Origin of the sequence: Vibrio neptunius (genome assembly GCF_000967495.1) — a bacterium.
GTDB lineage: Bacteria > Pseudomonadota > Gammaproteobacteria > Enterobacterales > Vibrionaceae > Vibrio > Vibrio neptunius.
The window spans coordinates 65,216-83,075 of record NZ_JXXU01000022.1; the positions used below are offsets into that span (position 1 = coordinate 65,216).

Below are 17,860 nucleotides of genomic sequence, written 5' to 3' on the forward strand. Positions count from 1 at the left end.
GTTAGTCAAATTTTTTGCGACAATGCGCGGCAACTAGATAGCCATTCTATTTAAAGGAACGCCATGACTGCTCAAAATATTGATGGAACACTTATTTCTCAAACCGTTCGATCGGAAGTTGCCGCTCGTGTGAAGGCTCGTGTCAATTCTGGCTTAAGAGCACCTGGCCTTGCTGTAGTGCTGGTCGGGGAAGATCCGGCATCGCAAGTGTACGTTGGAAGCAAGCGTCGCGCGTGTGAAGAAGTAGGATTCGTATCAAAATCATTTGATCTTTCTGCTTCAACTTCAGAAGAAGCATTGTTGTCTCTAATTGATGAGTTGAATGCTGACGAAGAAATTGATGGTATTCTGGTACAGCTTCCGTTACCCGCTGGTATCGATACAACACATGTATTAGAACGTATTCACCCAGAAAAAGACGTTGATGGCTTCCACCCTTATAACGTTGGTCGTCTTGCTCAACGTATCCCTAAACTTCGTTCATGCACACCCAAAGGCATCATCACGTTACTTGACCGCTACAATATAAACCTTCGCGGTATGCATGCGGTTGTTGTGGGCGCGTCTAACATTGTAGGCCGCCCTATGACGCTTGAGCTTCTGCTAGCGGGCTGTACAACGACCACTTGTCACCGATTCACCAAAGATCTCGAAAGCCACGTGCGACAAGCTGATGTAGTGGTAGTGGCGGTAGGTAAACCTAACTTTATTCCAGGTAATTGGATCAAAGAAGGCGCCGTGGTAGTCGATGTCGGTATCAACCGCTTAGAGTCTGGAAAACTAGTCGGTGACGTCGATTACAAAAACGCAAAGGAAAACGCGAGCTTTATTACGCCCGTTCCTGGTGGTGTTGGTCCAATGACAGTAGCCAGCTTGATTGAGAATACAATGTTGGCTTGTGAACAGTTTCACACCAAACAGAAATAACAAAAAAGCCACTCTCAAGAGTGGCTTTTTCAATCATCCAGTATGAATCATAGCTTTTGTCGACCTAACAGTGAATGTGAGAGCGTTGTGCCATCCACCAACTCTAATTCACCACCTACAGGGACGCCATGGGCAATTCTGCTCGCCTGAACCTGATGTTCCTTACACAATTCAGCGATATAATGTGCTGTGGCCTCCCCTTCGACTGTGGGGTTGGTCGCGAGAATGACTTCGGAAACATCCCCTCGGCGTAAGCGGTAGTCGAGCACGTCCAGACCAATATCACTCGGACCAATTCCATCAAGGGGAGACAAATGCCCCATCAAAACAAAATAGCGGCCAGAAAACTGTCCCGTTGACTCTACAGCAGCAATATCAGCCGGGCTTTCAACTACACAAATTTGACCATTTTCCTGACGTTTAGGATTGGTACAAATATGGCAGGTTTCTTCTTCGGTAAACGTGCGACATTCATTGCAGTGACCAATTTCCGTCATCGCATGGCTTAACGCATCCGATAACTGCAAACCACCTTTTCTATCGCGCTGTAACAAATGAAAGGCCATACGTTGAGCCGACTTGGGACCAACCCCAGGCAGACAACGCAAGGCCTCCATCAATTGCTCCAGCATATGACTGGTGCGCATTAACTAACCCTATCGATTAGAAAGGCATTTTCATGCCCGGTGGTAGTTGCATACCTCCAGTCACGCCAGCCATTTTTTCTTTCTGAGTTTCTTCAACACGACGAGCAGCATCGTTGAAAGCAGCAGCGATAAGGTCTTCTAACATTTCCTTGTCGTCTTCCATCAGACTTTCATCAATTTCAACGCGACGCACGCTGTGGCTGCCCGTGATAGTGACTTTTACTAGGCCTGCACCAGACTCACCTGTCACTTCCATATTTGCAATTTCTTCTTGAAGCTTTTGCATACGCTCTTGCATTTGCTGGGCTTGCTTCATCAAATTGCCCATACCGCCTTTACCAAACATGATTATCTCTCTGGTTATTTAGCCTATTTCGTTAATAAATGGGGTCGAAGTATGACTTTTCAACCCCAGAATTAGATTGGTCGTACACTGTCTTTATCGAGTTCTGCAGCAAATCTTTGCTCAATGAACTGAACATGATTATCATTTTCTAAGCTCACAAACGCCTGTTGCAATCTTCCTTGATAAAGTTTTTCTCTCAGCTCTAAAGGTGTTTCTCCGCTATCGCCTATCTCAACAGTAAGATGGCAATCCTCACTAATAGCTCTGTTGACTGCCTCGAGTAACTCACTTTGCGCACGCTCTGTATTTAAATGCGCCTGCTGAGGCCTTAATGTTAGTGCGATTAATGAACCTTGTTTTTCATAATGGGAGTTCAGAGCCAATTGCTCAGTCAGCTTAGCCGTGTCCAGCTGACTAATCAGCTTCGCCCACTCATTTTTCCCTAGGCTCTCTTCTGCTAATTTTTGGGCCATTTCAGGTGTTTTCTCATGCTCCAACGCTTTTTTTATCTGAGTTGGAGTCAGTTCACTGTCCTGTTTTTCGACTTGAGTTAGGGTCGGCTTCCACTGATAAGGTTCATTCTTAATCGGCTCAGGTGTCGCTACCGACTGCGAGTTTGACAATGGCGACACCGGCAGAGTTCCTGATTGTCGCTGAGCAACTCGGTCAAGAACAGATTCTGATTTTTTTGCTGATGTCGCGTTAGCCTTTTTTGGCGTATTTCCTTGGTGGTTCCCTTTACGTTGAGAACGAAGCTGATGACGCAACCCACTCACAGGCGATGTAGGTTGGCCCTGTTGTACTGAAGGCGGAACCTGCTGCTCTTGAGACATAGATGGAACCGGTGTGTCTTGCTGTAAAGGCTCGTAATCCATAGGCTCATGGCTATATTGCTCTGGCATGTAACCAGCCGGCGGTAACGCTTCTCGATCCTGACGATGGGAAGGAGTCGGTACGACAGGCGACGTGGTACTGTGAGTCGTCGCACTAGAGAGAGGTTGAGAGACTGGCGCTTGAGTCTCCGGCTCTGACGGAACAACATCTGTCGAGATAGCATGTGCTTGAGGTTTTGCCGACGGCCTGAATGCCATCATTCTCAGCATAACCATCTCTAGACCAATGCGCTCTGAAGGCGCTAAAGGAAGATCTTGGCGACCTTTCAAAGCAATTTGATAATACAGCTGAACATCTTGAGGCGCTAAAGCACGACTCAAAAGCTCTACTTTTTCTGCGTCAGGCTGCGCCTTGTCCAAGGTTGCAGGCAGTGCCTGATACATTGCTAGACGATGCAACTGAGTCGCAAGCTGTTGGAGCAGCCCATCCCATTCAACGCCGTTTTGCGCTAAGGCTGATAAACGGTCCATCGCCACCTGAGGTTGCTTTGAGCTGATCGCCTCAAGCAAATGCAACGCCTGGTCGGTATCCAGTGTGCCCAACATGTGTGCCACGCTGTCAGCAAGTACTTGCCCGTTACCTAATGCAATGGCCTGATCACTTAAGCTCAATGCATCACGCATACTACCATCAGCAGCGTGTGCGATCATTCCAAGCGCTCGCGGCTCAGAGGACACTTGCTCATGTTTTAAAATATGATCCAACTGTTCATGGATAGTATCAACACTGATTGGCTTGAGATGAAACTGCAAACAACGGGATAAAATGGTAACAGGTAGCTTTTGCGGATCAGTCGTCGCCAGAAGGAATTTCACATACTCAGGCGGCTCTTCGAGTGTTTTAAGTAACGCGTTAAAACTGTGGCGCGAGAGCATGTGGACTTCATCGATTAGATAAACCTTAAATCGACCACGTGCAGGCTTATATTGCACGTTATCCAGCAATTCACGAGTATCTTCAACTTTAGTGCGTGACGCAGCATCGATTTCCAATAGGTCGACAAACCGGCCTTCATCGATTTCTTTACAAGTAGCACAAGTACCACAAGGCGTCGCTGTGATCCCTGTTTCACAATTCAGCCCTTTTGCAAACAATCGACCTATCGTCGTTTTCCCAACACCACGTGTACCGCTAAACAAGTAGGCATGATGGAGCCGGTTCTGGGCTAAAGCATTTTCCAATGCTGTCAAAACATGGCTTTGCCCTACCACTTCATTGAAGTTAGTAGGTCGCCACTTTCGAGCTAAAGCAAGATAACTCATGAGTATATCCGATTAATGGCCGTCAAATTCACAGATACTGTATACGTCGAGGCCTAAACCTTCTAGACGCTTGTCGCCACCAATCTCTGGAAGATTGATAACAAATGCAGCATGTTCCACAACGCCACCCAACTGACGAATCAGTTTCGTTGTCGCTTCAATAGTGCCACCAGTAGCCAAAAGATCATCAACAACCAACACTTTGTCACCTTGCGAAATCGCGTCAGTGTGGATTTCTAGTGTGTCAGTGCCGTACTCGAGATCATAAGATTGAGCAACGGTCTCACGTGGCAGTTTACCCGGCTTACGCACAGGAACAAAACCTAGGCCTAGCTCAAGTGCAAGCGGAGCCCCAAAGAGAAAACCACGCGCTTCTGTACCTACAATTTTGGTGAAACCCATGTCCTTGTATTTTTCAACTAATAGTTGGATCGTCGCTTGGTAAGCAGGAGCGTCTTCCATCAAGCTGGTCACGTCACGAAATAGAATGCCTGGCTTTGGATAATCTGGAATACTTTTGATGCTGGATTTGATCAGTGAGATTGTTTCAGTTGTCATAACTCATTTCTTAGATTGGCTAAGCGTGTACCTATCTTGTCATTATGTGGTGACGCTAGCGGGGTTCTCTGCACATTTGGGTCATCAACCGCTGACTTAAATGCTCTGTGCCTACAATTATAAACGCCCACTCTGAAGAGCGGGCACACTTTACTGCAATCTTAGTGATTTTCTTGCTTGTCAGCAAGGCGCTCTATCACTGGTAAACGAATAAACCAAGTCAATAAGATGATCAGCATGACTACCAGCATAATCTTTAGCCAAAAGTGGGGAACAACCCAAATAGAAAAGGTAAAGCTCGCGACCATACAAATGGCTCCACGTGTTTTTACTTTGCTGGTTACTGCACCATGCTGATGCCAATTGTCTAAGATAGGCCCAAACGTTTTGTGCTCATGCAACCAACGATGGAAGGTTGGGCTACTGCGCATAAAACACGCACTGGCAAGAAGAATAAATGGCGTCGTTGGGAGAAGAGGGAGGAATATGCCCAGAAAGCCCAGGCACAAACTTAAGCTACCGACAATATTTAAACCAAGTCTTTGAATACTGATGGTAAGCTCCGAGAAATCAATTAGAAACCCGCGTATCCGTTCATTACACGAATCCAAGTTAACGTGGCTGGTAGTGTAGGGATCAGTAGCACTGCAATAAAACCTAGAAAGTAGAAAATATTGTAAGGTTCTTTGAAATCTTTGTCTGCCATGGGATTACTTCTCTAATGTAGTGACGATTTTCCGACCACGGGTTAAACTTTCGTTAAAACATTGGGTCATTTTTGTTTTGGCGGACTATACCCTAATACCTTGCACATAAACACCGAATAAAAAAAAGGTTATTCCACTATTCAACTCGATGCAAAAGGAGCGCTTACGCACTCCCTCCGCGGAAAATATCTAAGCTGAAACTACTTGAACCCAAGCAGCTTAAAGTTAACTGGCAAGCAGACTGTATTGGCAGATCAGTGGTAATGAAGTTCTTCGCACAACTATCCCCTAGCCTCACACCCGCAGGTATGTGCTGCGAAAAGTAGCCATTAGACCACTGAGCATCTAATCCGGCAGGTAAAATAGATAGTGTTCCTTCAGACACATCAGCTAATCCAAACAGGGCACGTACTGGACTCGCACATTCGGAACACGTCACCCCTTTTTCAAGGAGGTCAGCAATGTCTTTCAGATCCGCGTTGAAACACTTCAGATTTCTTAAGTAATCATGGAACAACGCGCGTACCAGCAGAGTCGTCGCTGCACCGTGCTGCCCTTCGCTCGCTGAGTCAACAAGATAAAACGCAAACTGGCCATTCATAAGCCAAGCATAATCAAACACTAGAGGCATAACATCTGTGGACTGCAATAAGCGGTAACTGCACTTCCAATCCCCCTGAGACGTATCCTTATCAGGTAGCAAAGCATGAAGTAAATCTTTCGCAGCAATGGGATTGTCTTCGAGATATTCGAGGTGCCAATGTAACTCCTGTTCCTCTGGCATATCACCGCTGTCTACACGAAACCATTGGCTGGCAAAATCACGCTGATCACAAAGATGGTTATCAGAATCGTCGAGTGTGTTCTCGATTGCACTCGCGAGATGCTCATGATTTGCAATTGGCTTCGGTAAAAAATCCTTAATACCGAACCGTAGCGCTTTTGCTACATCTGACATTTCATCGGTTGCAGACACAACGATCAACGGGAGCGATGGGTACTCTAAACTCACCTCTTCCACAAACTCTATACCATCCAACACTGGCATAGATAGATCGCACAAAATGATATCGGGCTCAGCATCTCTGAGCTTTTTAAGACCTTCTAAGCCATTTTCAGCTTCTACGATTTGATAACCTTGAGCTTCGAGAAACCCGCTGGTAATCTTACGAAATACAGGATCATCATCGACTAGCATAATCCGTTTTGGGCTGGCAGCCAGCTGAACTGAGGGCTTTGTCGCCACTTCGTATGTTTTATGCATAAACCTTCGCCTCACACAACTAAAAACGTACAACTGCTGTTATTATTGTTTTTATAACTCGTTTCAAACACTCATTTAAAAGTAGTCGCGAAAGTGTATTTATACAAATCTTCCACTTCGCGCACTTGTTACATACTATATGTATGCAATGTCAAAGATCGTAAAACTTGTTGATGTGACTCAACCTTTGACATCTGATATAGATATAAATTAACCAAATCCATAAAAATGTGTCGGACATAATGAAATTAGACGATCTCAACCTGTTTAGGCTAGTTGTGGAAAATGGGAGCTATACCGCCACGTCTCGTAAGACGATGATTCCCGTTGCTACAATCACTCGACGCATACAAGCGTTGGAAGAGGCTCTAAACCTTAGACTGCTCAATCGCCATGCTCGTAAGCTTTCTCTCACAGAAGCTGGCGAACGTTTTTACAACGAATGCTCTCCGCTACTCAACAGACTGACCCTAGCCGCTGAAGAGATCACTGACGAATGTCGTGGCGCTGCGGGTAAAATTCGTATTTCAGCACCATCTAACCTCACTAAGAGAATGATGATGCCGATGTTCAATGAGTTCATGACGCATTATCCGGACATTAATATTGAACTCACTACCAGTAACCATGCAGATCAGCTCGACCCAACAGAATGGGACGTCATATTCCGTGTCGGCCCGCAACGAGATTCAAGCCTCATTGCTCGTAAAATCAGTTCTGTTGAAGATATCTTGGTTGCCAGCCCAATTTATTTGAAAAATAACCCAGCCCCAAAACATGCCGAAGATTTACATACCCACCCGCTGTTAAAAGGTGCTCCTCTCCTCAAATGGCAACTGACTAACGCCAGTGGAGAAACCGTTGTAAATAATGATAAAGGACGTTTTCAAGCAAACACCTTAGACGTGGTGCGTAGTGCCTGCTCAGATGGCTTGGGTATAACGCTTATGCCTGATGCGATGCTTAAGGAGTACCTCCAAGATGGCAGTTTAGTGCGGGTTCTTGAAGAGTGGAGCGCAAACCCACGAGATATCTACATGTTGTATAACCACAAAGACCACCTACCAGAAAAAGTACGCTTGTTTATCGACTTTGTGATCGCTTACAACATCCATTGATAAACAAAAAGAGCTTGGGGGAACCCAAGCTCTTTTGTTACAAGTACTCGACAAACTTACTTAGGTCCCGTTCTGGTACTTTCATTGGGTTACATGATGGTGTTCCCAAGTAGAGAAAGCCAACAATTTCATCTTCCCCTGTTAGACCAAACGCATCGTGAACTGCTGGGTGAAACATCCACTTTCCTGAGCGCCAAAAGCCTTGAAAACCTTGAGCCACCGCGGCCATTTGCATAGCCTGCACCGCACAACCCGCAGATAGATATTGCTCCAGTGGCGGTACTTTTTCATGCTGAGTAACTTTAGCAATCACTGTGATAACCATAGGTGCTCGGAATGGCGCATTTTTCAGTTTATCTAAAACCGCGTCTTCGCTGTTCTCGACTTTGGCCGCTGACACCAGAATGTGTGACAGCTTGTTAAGACCTTCACCTTGGGAAATAACAAAGCGCCAAGGTGTTAAGCCTGCGTGATCTGGGGCTCTCAATCCAGCACGGATTATATTCTCAAGCACCTGTCCTTCTGGCGCAGGCTCAGACAATTTTGCTATCGAACGACGGTTGAGCAACAAATCTAAAGCATCCATTTGAAATCCTTACTGAGTTTTTATCTTTGCTTTGGCTTGATCATAACCTCAGGTAACAAAAAAGGCGAACCTTACGGTTCGCCTTACCATCTTCGATCTCGCGTTACTCGTAAAACGATTTCTCTAACCCTGCTCGGGTCAACAAACCATCACAAGGAGCGAAACGATCCCCGTATTTCTGCGCGTGCTCGTTCATCATTTCTACCAGTTTCTTCACACCAATCTGGTCCATATAGCGGAATGGACCACCAAGGGAAGGAGGGAAGCCAATACCAAAAATAGCACCAATGTCACCATCTCGAGGGCTACGAATAATGCCTTCGTCAAGACAGCGAACCGCTTCATTCAACATAGGTAGCACACAGCGCATCGCGATGTCTTTCTCTGCCATCTTAGACTCTGGTGACAAGCTAAGTAGCTTATACACTGACTTGTCGACTTCCTTCTTCTTACCTTTATAGGTATAGAAACCTTTACCTGTCTTACGTCCTTTACGATTATCATTCAGCAAGATATCGAACACGTCAGGACCTTGGAAACGTTCGCCTAATTCTTCAACCAGAATCGGCATAATCTTAGCACCGATATCGACACCAACTTCGTCAAGCAAGGTTATCGGGCCTACTGGGAAGCCATAGTTCAGCAAAGCTTTATCCAATTGCTCTATCGGCTCACCAGACATCAAAACTTGTGCCGCTTCATTCATGTACGGAGCAAGAATACGGTTCACGTAGAAACCCGCACAATCTTTAACAACAATCGGCGTTTTACCTTGCTTACGTGCAAACTCAACGACAGTCGAGATTGTTTCATCAGACGTTGTTTGATGAGGAATAACCTCAACCAACGGCATTTTTTCTACTGGGCTAAAGTAATGCAAGCCAACGATGTTTTCAGGTCGCTGAGCTTTTTCCGCTATCTGATGAATAGGCAGCGAAGAGGTATTAGTAGCAAAAATAGTGCTATCTTTCGCATTCTCTTCCACATCAGCGACCATTTGCTGCTTGAGGCTCAGATCTTCAAATACCGCTTCAACAATAACATCCGCATGATTGAAGCTGGTGAAATCGGTTCCACCTGACATCTGTAACATTTGGGACTGCAGCTGTGCTTTAGAAATAATGCGACGCTTGCGCTGCTTATCAAACAACTTGTAGTTGTACTTCAACGCGTTAAGAACACCATCGTTAGAGACATCTTTGATACGCACTGGAATTTTCGCTTTCGAGACGCTGACGTGGCTGATTCCAGCACCCATCAGGCCACCACCTAGAACCGCCGCACGTTCAATCGTTTTAGGCTCAGCATCGCTGCCATTCTCTTTCTTCATCTCGGTTGTCGCGAAGAAAATAGAGCGAAGTGCTTTCGACTCAGAGGTCATTACTAGCTCACCAAAGCGCTGTGCTTCTTTTTGCTGGCCTTTTTCAAACCCTTTCTCTAGACCGTAGCGAATCACTTCTAGGATTGCCTCTGCCGCTGGGTAATTGCCGCGAGTCTTTTCGAGGGTCTTCTTTGATGCTTGCTCAAAGATCACTTTACGACCAAGACCGGTATTAGCGATTAGCTTCTCTTTCGTTGAAACCTTGCGCTTAGCTCGCGATTTTCCAGCATGCTTTTCGACAAAGCTCTTCGCTACCTCAAGTAAAATCGTCTCAGGTACCACAGCATCCACAACACCAAGCTTCTTGGCTTTTTTAGCACGTAGCTGCTTACCTGTCAGGATCATATCCAAAGATGGCAATAGCCCAACAAGACGTGGTAGTCGCTGCGTACCACCAGAGCCTGGGAGCAGTCCAAGCTGTACTTCCGGTAACCCTAGTCGAGTTTTATCTGAGTTCGTACAAACACGGTAATCACATGCAAGGGCAAGTTCTAAACCGCCACCCAAGCAAGGGCCGTGAATGGCAGCAATAACAGGATAAGGTAAGTCAGATAGTTGCTGAAACATCTGTTGACCTTGTTCGGCTAAAGCTTGCGCTTGTGAAGTACTGTTACATGCGTCCAGCATCCTGACATCAGCGCCTGCGATGAAATTGTCCGGTTTCAGAGAGTGGATAATCAAACCTTTTACTGAGGATTTTTTCTCCTTCAGTTGGTTAAAGATGTCTTCCATTTCCTGAGCAAACGCTGCTTGTAAGGTGTTCATTTTCTCACCCGGAACATCAATAGACAGCCAGGCGATATCTTGTTCGTCTATTTTTAACTCAAACGCTTTTTGCTCGCTCATTACTCAACCTCCAAAACCATCGCTGCACCCAAACCACCTGCGGCACATGCTGTATTCAACGCTAGTCCACCACCTCGACGTTTTAGCTCTCGTAACGTCTGAGTAATCATTCGTGCTCCTGTCGCTGCAAATGGGTGACCATAGGCAATCGAACCACCCAGCACATTAAACTTATCCATGTCGATTTCACCGATCGCTTTGGATCGGCCCAGTTGCTCTTGAGCAAACTTATCAGAAGCAAACATCTTCACATTCGATAAGGTTTGAGCTGCGAATGCCTCATGCATATCAATCAAAGTAAGGTCGGACAGTTCAATACCCGCTCTGGACAGAGCCATCGGTGTTGAGTAAGAGGGACCCATTAACATATCCGTTTCAACACCAATCGCAGAGAATGCGTAAGATCGGATGTAACCCATGATATCGAGGCCCAACTCTTTTGCTTTGCCTTCACGCATCAGCATAATTGCCGCCGCTCCATCGGTGAGTGGCGTACTGTTTGCAGCGGTGACACTACCATACTGACGGTCAAAGGCCGGACGTAACTTTGCGTAACCTTCGAGTGTAGAGTCATAGCGAATGTTATTATCTTTTGCGAGCCACTTTTTATACGGTTCAGGGAATGCCGTCATGACCTCCCCTTCAATTTTCCCTTCATTCCACGCCTGAGCAGCAAGAGTATGAGAACGATGCGCCAACGCATCTTGCTCAAGACGAGTAATCGCATGTGATTTAGCCATCTGTTCAGCAGTTTGGCCCATCGACAAACCTGTTGAGTATTCTGCCACGGCTGGAGGCACTGGCATCAAATCTTTAAAGGACAAACTTTTAAGAATCTTGAGCTTTTGGCCTAGAGTTTTCGTTTTGCTCAGGGCGAGTAGATTCGCCGCTAGTTTTTTAGACACGCCAATGGGTAATACTGAAGAAGAGTCTGCGCCGCCCGCAATCCCCACATCAATCGAGCCAGACATAATGCTTTCAGCCACATTGACCGCCGACTGAAAACTCGTCGCGCAAGCTCGGGTCACGCTGTAAGCATCAGTGTGAATATTCATTCCTGTACCAAGAACGATTTCACGAGCAATGTTCGGAGCTTCCGGCATTTGCACGACTTGACCAAAAACGACTTGATCGACAAGCTTTGGGTCGATCTCAGTTCGCGCCATCATCTCGCTTACGACCATTTTACCCAAATCAACTGCTGGCACTTGACTGAATTCAGTACTTTGACGTGCAAATGGTGTACGCAAACCAGCGACAACCGCGACGCGCTCTCCGGAACGCGTTTTCACTTCCTGTTTGCCCATTGTTTCTCCTTTAAAGAATAGAGGTCTGACCAGAAACATTGTAATCAGAATGTTAATACAATCAAACGGTCGTTTAAATAAACGTGATTTAGGATGGAAAAGCAGTTTACTTGTTTGGAATGAACCAAAGCTGAATGGCAGTGGGATTTATAGATTAGATAGCTTGCAGAAAAAGCCTTGGTTTAGGCAAGCTGTTTGCAAAAAATCTATCATCTATAGTTACAGTGGCGGAGAATGTTGAGCAAAAAAAAACCACACAGAACTGTGTGGTCGGAATATATAAAACAATTAACTTACGCCAATTGAAAATAATCAGTTTCCTGATTAGGAGAAAGTAAAGTCAGCCTTCAAAAGGAAGTGTCATCTTGCTCAACATGTTGGTCATAAGACCAACTAGATGACAAGGAATACTATAACCGTTGAAACTGAGTGGATTTTGAAATAGATCAAGTTTATGTGGATTTATCCACTTAATTATATTTTATAAAATAATCCGATTAACTTTAATTCTATCAGTCGCTATGAGAACATTCGCTTGCACATAAAGTTGGACATGCCCATTTCATTCAGGTCTCACGAACAACCTTTACTTACAGGCGTTCAACAAAAACCACAGAGCAAATTTGGAGGCTCATGTGTCAATCATCAGTTTTTTTGGGAAGAAAAAGTCCAGCCGCCCGGTCAACTCGGATATGGACAGACAAAGAAAGTATGAAGCGCTTGTCAGAGCGTATCACAGAGACTTGTACCGTTACGCTTACTGGTTATGTAAAGACCAGTCGGTGGCAGAGGACTTAGTACAAGAAACTTGCCTACGGGCATGGAAATCTCTGGATAGTTTACAGGACGAAAAAGCAGCTAAATCTTGGCTCATTACCATATTGAGACGAGAAAACGCTCGCCGTTTTGAGAGAAAACAGTTTGACCTGGTCGATATTGATGATCACGGCAACGATGCAAAGGTCAGCGATGACCCACACCATCAATCCGAATGGATTCAGGCGCAGATCATGAAGCTGGAAGATGAGTATCGCGAACCACTTTTCTTGCAAGTCGTCGGCGGATTTAGCGGCGAAGAAATTGGTGAAATACTCGGTCTGAATAAGAACACTGTGATGACACGTCTCTTCAGAGCAAGAAACCAACTGAAAGATATGTTAGACACAGAAAACCGTCACAGAGGGCAGCAAAATGGATGAGTTAGAGTTTCGTCGTCGCATCATGTCCGATCCTAAAGACCGCGACAGCGATATGTTAGAAGCCATTAAGTCAAATGATGCCAATGGCAAGTTCGCCGATGATATAATGGATCTTGATGCTCAGATTGCCAAAGCAATGAATGTAGATGTCCCTGAAGAACTGGCGGACAGAATATTGTTCCATCAGACATCAAGCACAGAATCAAACGTAGTTAGACCAAACTTTGCTAAACGAGCAATGGCCATGGCGGCATCGATTGCGTTTGTTTTTGGCTTGCTCGTCGGACAGGTAAATTGGGGTAACCTCGTTGTATCTCCAGCACAAGCAAGTCTGGCTGATACTGCCATCAAGCACGTCATTGCTGAAAAGCCATTCGTTCAAAATTTGGATGAAAATGTCGCATCATCGCAAATCAACGCCAAGATGATGCCATTTGATCACCAGCTTGGTGAAAACTTCCCATATCATGTCTACTACCTCAATCATTGTGGGTTTGGTCAATCGAATGCACTTCACATGGTCTTCCGTGGTGAAAAAGGTAAAGTTACCTTGTTCTTAACAGGCATTACTTCAGACAAGACTGTCGACTTCGAGAAAGAAGGTATGGCGGGTGTTGTAGAACCTGTCGGTCAGACCAGTTTAATCTTGGTCGGAGAAGAAGGTGAAGATGTGGCCAAAATCGCCGAAAACTTGATGAGTATCATTAAGCCTATGAGTTAACCAAATTTTAACATTTTGTGACCCACCTCATGGCTTGAGCGAATCGTTCAAGCCATTTTTTTAGCATAAAATTAGAGCTCAAGCTCTAAAAAGAAGTTTTTTCCAGCATTTTCCTGCCAAATACACATCATTTCCATAATTTTATCATCCAATTAGCTAATGGTCGGATTTCTATCTTTTATACTTGAGTCTAGTATCAGCCACCACTGAGCTTTTGCTCGAGTATAACGTCCGGTAGAGACGAACAAAAAAGGAAAAAGCAAAAATGAACAAGACGCGTCTGTTTAAAAAATCACTTTTAGCAGTGACCATTGCCACAACCACAATGGCTTCGCAGCAAGCTCTCGCTGCCGGTTTCCAACTTAATTCTCAATCAGCGACTGGTTTAGGCCGTGCATTCGCTGGTGATGCTGTTATCGCCGATAACGCTTCTGTTATGTCTCGTAACGCTGCAGCAATGTCATTATTCGACCAAACAGAAGTGTCGCTTGGTTTTAACATCATCGACTCTGAAGTTAAAATAAAGGATTCGACTTACACTCAACCAGCTGCAGTCGGCGGTTCATCTAGTTCTGTCGATGACACAACAAACGACGCAACCTCTTTTGTGCCAAACTTTTATATTGTGCATCCTGTTAACGAAGAGTTTGCTGTCGGCCTTGGTATTTACTCTAACTTTGGTACAACCAATGAGTTTGATAGCAACTGGGGTAAAGGAACGGGTACAGTGTACACCTCATCAGGCGGCGCGAATACCATCGCTAGTGTGCCTGGTGCAGACGCTTTCGGCGGCATTACTAACGTTAAAACAACAAATATTGCTTTACTTGGTTCATATCGTCTTAATGAACAATGGAGCATTGGTGGCGGACTAGATATTATTTATGGTGAAGGGGAACTTAAACGCCAGACTACTGTAAATATAGTGGACAATCCGGGTGGCAACTTGGGTACTCAGAGCAGCGAGCTTATGAATATAGATGCGTCTGGGTGGGCAGTAGGGTTTAACTTAGGAACCGTATACGAGTTAAATGAAAACAACCGCTTCGGTTTAAGCTATCATTACAGCCCAGAGAAAGAAGTGAGCGGCACTGTTTCGTACAACGGTAACTCAAATATCGGCGATCTTAAGATCCCACTACCCGATATGTTTGAATTCTCTGGTTACCACCGTATTGAAGACACTAAATTCGCTGTTCACTACAGCGTACAATGGATTGGTTGGAGCGCTTTCGATCGCTTAGCAACAACTAACGGTACTGAAATTAAAGAATATAAGTGGAAAGATACCTTCCACTACTCTATTGGTGGTACCTACTACATTAACCAAGACTGGGAAGCTCGTGTAGGCTACATGTTCGACGAAGGCGTTCAAGATGAACTGACTTCAGTATCCGTACCTGATTCTGACCGTCAATGGTTCTCTGCCGGTGCTACTTACCATATCAACCAAGATCAAGCAATAGATGTTGGCTTCACCTATCTCATAGGCGAAGACCAAAAGGTTAACGACACCATCACAAGTGGTGCGAACACCATTAAGCTAGATACAACGACTAAAGCGACAGCTATGTTATTCGGTGTGCAATACACTCACAAGTTTTAACGTATGGTTAATAACAACTTTAAAGGGCCAGTTTTTACTGGCCCTTTCTTTTAGCTGAACGATAAAGCCCACTTTAAACCTCTGTTTATCAACTATTTTCAGCTTACACATGTACTCGTAAACAACATTTTCAGACTACGCGTGTACGCTCAGTTTACAAAACAAGCCATTAACATTTAGTTGATTAAGTAGGTTAATACTCATTTTTAAGTATTTTATACCAAATGCTAGCTTAACACTGTTTTTAATTTTTAAAGCAATAACTCTAAACTTATGATCGCATGACCATCTCTCGACACGTTCAGCGAACATTAAAATGAAAACAAACAAAACTCTCCTATCTCTTGCAGTGGCAGGTAGCCTTCTTTCAGTATCAGCATCAGTCAATGCAGCGGGATTCCAGCTCGCTGAATATTCAGCGACAGGGTTAGGTCGCGCCTACGCGGGTGAAGCCGCTATAGCCGACAACGCGAGTGCTCAGTGGCGCAACCCAGCAATGCTAACCTATCTAGAAGGTACTCAGATTTCTGTTGGCGCTATCTACGTCAACCCGAATGTTGATGTTAATGGTAGTGTGGATGGTTCTAAGTCAGCATTATCTACACTTCCTACATCCAATGCTTCTTCTGATGATTTCGCGAATGACGCCGTTATTCCTAACTTTTACCTCTCTCATAAGTACTCTGAAAAAGTCGCAGTCGGCTTTGCCTTGGGTACTAACTACGGTATGGAAACCAATCTGGGTGATGACTTTGCCGCCGCACACTTTGGTAATGAAGCCAGCGTCACCACGATGGAAGCTAATCTAAACGCCGCTTACAAGCTGAATGAACAATTCAGTTTTGGTGGTGGTCTCCGTTATGTCATGGGTGAAGGTAGCTTCGGTGCAAAAACACCGCAATACAACGTATTGTCAAAGCCGCAAGGCACTACTCTAAAGTACATGGAAGGTGATGATACCGCTTGGGGTTGGCAAATCGGATCAGCTTGGCAAATTAACCAAGATCATAGAATTGGCTTTACTTACAAATCTGAAATTGATCTAAAACTTGAGGGTTATGCAACGGGCTTTGGGTTTAACTCGCTACTGAGTAACGGAAACCGTGACAACGGCTCTATGGATCTCGCCTTACCAGCCACCGCTGAACTAGCAAGCTTCCACCAGCTAACGGAAAAGCTTGCTATCCACGCAAGTTTAAACTGGACTGATTGGAGCAGCTTCGAGAAGCTTGAAGCACAACTTGATACCTATGGTACTAAAATGGTCAAGGTTGAAAACTGGGAAGACAACTACCGTTTCGCCATCGGTGCCACCTATCAGGTTGATCAAAAACTAACTCTGCGTACGGGCGTCGCATACGACACATCAGCAGTCAGTGATAAAAATCGCACCATTACCATTCCAGAAACCGATCGTACATGGCTGAGCCTAGGTGCGAGCTACGAGTTTACTAAGCAGTTCACACTAGATGGTGGATTAACCTACATCCTCGCGAAAGACGCACCAATCACCGAATCACGCGGATACACATCGGATGATGAAGCACAAAATGTTGCAGGCCAATTCGTCGGCGAAACTAAAGGCAGTGTCTGGCTAATCGGTGTGCAAGCTAATTACACATTCTAAATAATTATCCCGCAAAGAAAAAAGGCTTGGTCAATGACCAAGCCTTTTTATTAGAAATCTTCATCCAGATATTCATCTAGGTAAGCTTCTTCATCTGCATCGTAATCATCCTTGGGCTCGATTTCTGCTTTAAAGTCTTGCCTCTGAAGAAACGCATCACGTGTCAGCGCATATGGATCAGGGGAGTTTTCTAGCATAGCTTCTTGGGATACCAATGCCGCACGCGTCTCCATACCTTCAAGCGCCCACTTACCTAGCCCAGCCCAGAAGTTAACTAACGACAGCGGTATATATAAGCCATCGACAATATCTGTGGATTCACGCACAGTCCAAGGTCCGTATCCCGGCACCATAACATAAGGACCATTGCCTACTCCGTAATGTCCAACAGCGTCACTGAATGCTTTCTCATTGTGATCTGTAATCCCCGCTTCTGAGGCAATATCAATAAGACCTAACAAACCAAAAGTACTGTTAATCCAAAAGCGATTAAAATGGTCAAGTGCTTTTTCACCGTTTCCCATCAACAGATTATTTACCATACTCGCTGGTTCATCTAAGTTGCCAAGGAAGTTAGATACACCATGACGCAATGGATCAGGCACATAATTAACATATGCCAACGAAACGGGACGTACAAAATAAGGGTCCAGGAAATCATAGTTAATGGTCCACATTGTGCGGTTGAAACCCTCAAATGGATCATTCACTTCAGATTCGGCTGACGTTGAGTATTCATTTTCTTGAGGAGAACCCGCACAGCCGAATAATAAAATCGACGTACAAGCAATCACCCAGATCTGAGACTTAAGGCTCTTCATTATTATAATTTCCATAAAAAAGGCTGGTATCATCACCAGCCTT

17 protein-coding genes are annotated in these 17,860 nt (G+C 45.0%); 6 read left to right on the forward strand and 11 right to left on the reverse strand.

Annotated features, from left to right (window positions below; translation table 11 throughout):
• Positions 1–63: 63 nt before the first annotated feature.
• On the forward strand, positions 64–927 hold the full coding sequence (gene folD, locus TW84_RS08670) for a bifunctional methylenetetrahydrofolate dehydrogenase/methenyltetrahydrofolate cyclohydrolase FolD (RefSeq protein ID WP_045975264.1): 864 nt from the start codon (positions 64–66) through the stop codon (positions 925–927).
• Positions 928–974: 47 nt separating this feature from the next.
• Here folD and recR read toward each other — a convergent pair whose 3' ends face one another.
• From recR to TW84_RS08705, 7 genes are all read right to left on the reverse strand, one after another.
• Complete coding sequence (gene recR / locus TW84_RS08675) at positions 975–1,574, reverse strand: recombination mediator RecR (protein WP_045975265.1); 600 nt, start codon at positions 1,572–1,574, stop codon at positions 975–977.
• A gap of 16 nt (positions 1,575–1,590) precedes the next feature.
• Positions 1,591–1,920, reverse strand: a complete 330-nt coding sequence (locus tag TW84_RS08680; RefSeq protein ID WP_006959389.1) for a YbaB/EbfC family nucleoid-associated protein — start codon at positions 1,918–1,920, stop codon at positions 1,591–1,593.
• Positions 1,921–1,991: 71 nt separating this feature from the next.
• Positions 1,992–4,076: a DNA polymerase III subunit gamma/tau gene (gene dnaX / locus TW84_RS08685; RefSeq protein WP_045975266.1), complete on the reverse strand. Its 2,085-nt coding sequence runs from the start codon at positions 4,074–4,076 to the stop codon at positions 1,992–1,994.
• A gap of 12 nt (positions 4,077–4,088) precedes the next feature.
• Complete coding sequence (apt, locus tag TW84_RS08690) at positions 4,089–4,634, reverse strand: adenine phosphoribosyltransferase (RefSeq protein ID WP_045975267.1); 546 nt, start codon at positions 4,632–4,634, stop codon at positions 4,089–4,091.
• Positions 4,635–4,795: 161 nt separating this feature from the next.
• The gene (locus TW84_RS08695) at positions 4,796–5,161 is read right to left on the reverse strand and encodes a YbaN family protein (protein ID WP_045975317.1); all 366 of its coding nucleotides are present in this window, start codon (positions 5,159–5,161) and stop codon (positions 4,796–4,798) included.
• Positions 5,162–5,208: 47 nt separating this feature from the next.
• The gene (locus TW84_RS25180; protein ID WP_005432936.1) at positions 5,209–5,340 is read right to left on the reverse strand and encodes a hypothetical protein; all 132 of its coding nucleotides are present in this window, start codon (positions 5,338–5,340) and stop codon (positions 5,209–5,211) included.
• A gap of 164 nt (positions 5,341–5,504) precedes the next feature.
• On the reverse strand, positions 5,505–6,605 hold the full coding sequence (locus TW84_RS08705) for a response regulator (protein WP_045975268.1): 1,101 nt from the start codon (positions 6,603–6,605) through the stop codon (positions 5,505–5,507).
• Positions 6,606–6,847: 242 nt separating this feature from the next.
• On the opposite strand from TW84_RS08705, the gene TW84_RS08710 reads away from it, so the two are divergent.
• A complete protein-coding gene (locus TW84_RS08710) occupies positions 6,848–7,723 on the forward strand; it encodes a LysR family transcriptional regulator (RefSeq protein WP_045975269.1) in 876 nt (291 codons plus the stop codon).
• Positions 7,724–7,760: 37 nt separating this feature from the next.
• Here the strand turns inward: TW84_RS08710 and TW84_RS08715 are convergent, their stop codons facing one another.
• The 3 genes from TW84_RS08715 to fadI all read right to left on the reverse strand — a co-directional run bounded on the left by TW84_RS08715 (position 7,761) and on the right by fadI (position 11,843).
• Complete coding sequence (locus tag TW84_RS08715; protein ID WP_045975270.1) at positions 7,761–8,309, reverse strand: NAD(P)H nitroreductase; 549 nt, start codon at positions 8,307–8,309, stop codon at positions 7,761–7,763.
• A 103-nt stretch (positions 8,310–8,412) separates the two neighbouring features.
• Positions 8,413–10,536, reverse strand: a complete 2,124-nt coding sequence (gene fadJ / locus TW84_RS08720) for a fatty acid oxidation complex subunit alpha FadJ (protein ID WP_045975271.1) — start codon at positions 10,534–10,536, stop codon at positions 8,413–8,415.
• A complete protein-coding gene (gene fadI, locus TW84_RS08725; protein WP_045975272.1) occupies positions 10,536–11,843 on the reverse strand; it encodes an acetyl-CoA C-acyltransferase FadI in 1,308 nt (435 codons plus the stop codon). Before fadI ends, fadJ begins: the two co-directional genes overlap by 1 nt.
• Positions 11,844–12,466: 623 nt before the next feature.
• Between fadI and TW84_RS08730 the strand changes: the two genes are divergently transcribed.
• The 4 genes from TW84_RS08730 to TW84_RS08745 all read left to right on the forward strand — a co-directional run bounded on the left by TW84_RS08730 (position 12,467) and on the right by TW84_RS08745 (position 16,996).
• Positions 12,467–13,042 carry a sigma-70 family RNA polymerase sigma factor gene (locus tag TW84_RS08730; protein WP_157634020.1) on the forward strand — a complete coding sequence of 192 codons (576 nt, stop codon included), beginning with the start codon at positions 12,467–12,469 and terminating at the stop codon, positions 13,040–13,042.
• A complete protein-coding gene (locus TW84_RS08735) occupies positions 13,035–13,763 on the forward strand; it encodes a DUF3379 domain-containing protein (protein WP_045975274.1) in 729 nt (242 codons plus the stop codon). The genes TW84_RS08730 and TW84_RS08735 overlap by 8 nt, the downstream gene beginning before the upstream one ends.
• Positions 13,764–14,028: 265 nt before the next feature.
• Positions 14,029–15,369 carry an outer membrane protein transport protein gene (locus TW84_RS08740; protein ID WP_045975275.1) on the forward strand — a complete coding sequence of 447 codons (1,341 nt, stop codon included), beginning with the start codon at positions 14,029–14,031 and terminating at the stop codon, positions 15,367–15,369.
• Between the two features lie 316 nt (positions 15,370–15,685).
• The gene (locus tag TW84_RS08745) at positions 15,686–16,996 is read left to right on the forward strand and encodes an outer membrane protein transport protein (protein WP_045975276.1); all 1,311 of its coding nucleotides are present in this window, start codon (positions 15,686–15,688) and stop codon (positions 16,994–16,996) included.
• A 50-nt stretch (positions 16,997–17,046) separates the two neighbouring features.
• Here TW84_RS08745 and TW84_RS08750 read toward each other — a convergent pair whose 3' ends face one another.
• Positions 17,047–17,817, reverse strand: a complete 771-nt coding sequence (locus TW84_RS08750; protein ID WP_045975277.1) for an MlaA family lipoprotein — start codon at positions 17,815–17,817, stop codon at positions 17,047–17,049.
• Positions 17,818–17,860 lie beyond the last annotated feature (43 nt).

What these genes read in the sequence shown, in the direction of transcription:
- folD (WP_045975264.1), top strand. Translation starts at nt 64, where the DNA reads ATGACTGCTCAAAATATTGATGGAACACTTATTTCTCAAACCGTTCGA.
- recR (WP_045975265.1), bottom strand. Translation starts at nt 1,574, where the DNA reads ATGCGCACCAGTCATATGCTGGAGCAATTGATGGAGGCCTTGCGTTGT.
- TW84_RS08680 (WP_006959389.1), bottom strand. Translation starts at nt 1,920, where the DNA reads ATGTTTGGTAAAGGCGGTATGGGCAATTTGATGAAGCAAGCCCAGCAA.
- dnaX (WP_045975266.1), bottom strand. Translation starts at nt 4,076, where the DNA reads ATGAGTTATCTTGCTTTAGCTCGAAAGTGGCGACCTACTAACTTCAAT.
- apt (WP_045975267.1), bottom strand. Translation starts at nt 4,634, where the DNA reads ATGACAACTGAAACAATCTCACTGATCAAATCCAGCATCAAAAGTATT.
- TW84_RS25180 (WP_005432936.1), bottom strand. Translation starts at nt 5,340, where the DNA reads ATGGCAGACAAAGATTTCAAAGAACCTTACAATATTTTCTACTTTCTA.
- TW84_RS08705 (WP_045975268.1), bottom strand. Translation starts at nt 6,605, where the DNA reads ATGCATAAAACATACGAAGTGGCGACAAAGCCCTCAGTTCAGCTGGCT.
- TW84_RS08710 (WP_045975269.1), top strand. Translation starts at nt 6,848, where the DNA reads ATGAAATTAGACGATCTCAACCTGTTTAGGCTAGTTGTGGAAAATGGG.
- TW84_RS08715 (WP_045975270.1), bottom strand. Translation starts at nt 8,309, where the DNA reads ATGGATGCTTTAGATTTGTTGCTCAACCGTCGTTCGATAGCAAAATTG.
- fadJ (WP_045975271.1), bottom strand. Translation starts at nt 10,536, where the DNA reads ATGAGCGAGCAAAAAGCGTTTGAGTTAAAAATAGACGAACAAGATATC.
- fadI (WP_045975272.1), bottom strand. Translation starts at nt 11,843, where the DNA reads ATGGGCAAACAGGAAGTGAAAACGCGTTCCGGAGAGCGCGTCGCGGTT.
- TW84_RS08735 (WP_045975274.1), top strand. Translation starts at nt 13,035, where the DNA reads ATGGATGAGTTAGAGTTTCGTCGTCGCATCATGTCCGATCCTAAAGAC.
- TW84_RS08740 (WP_045975275.1), top strand. Translation starts at nt 14,029, where the DNA reads ATGAACAAGACGCGTCTGTTTAAAAAATCACTTTTAGCAGTGACCATT.
- TW84_RS08745 (WP_045975276.1), top strand. Translation starts at nt 15,686, where the DNA reads ATGAAAACAAACAAAACTCTCCTATCTCTTGCAGTGGCAGGTAGCCTT.
- TW84_RS08750 (WP_045975277.1), bottom strand. Translation starts at nt 17,817, where the DNA reads ATGAAGAGCCTTAAGTCTCAGATCTGGGTGATTGCTTGTACGTCGATT.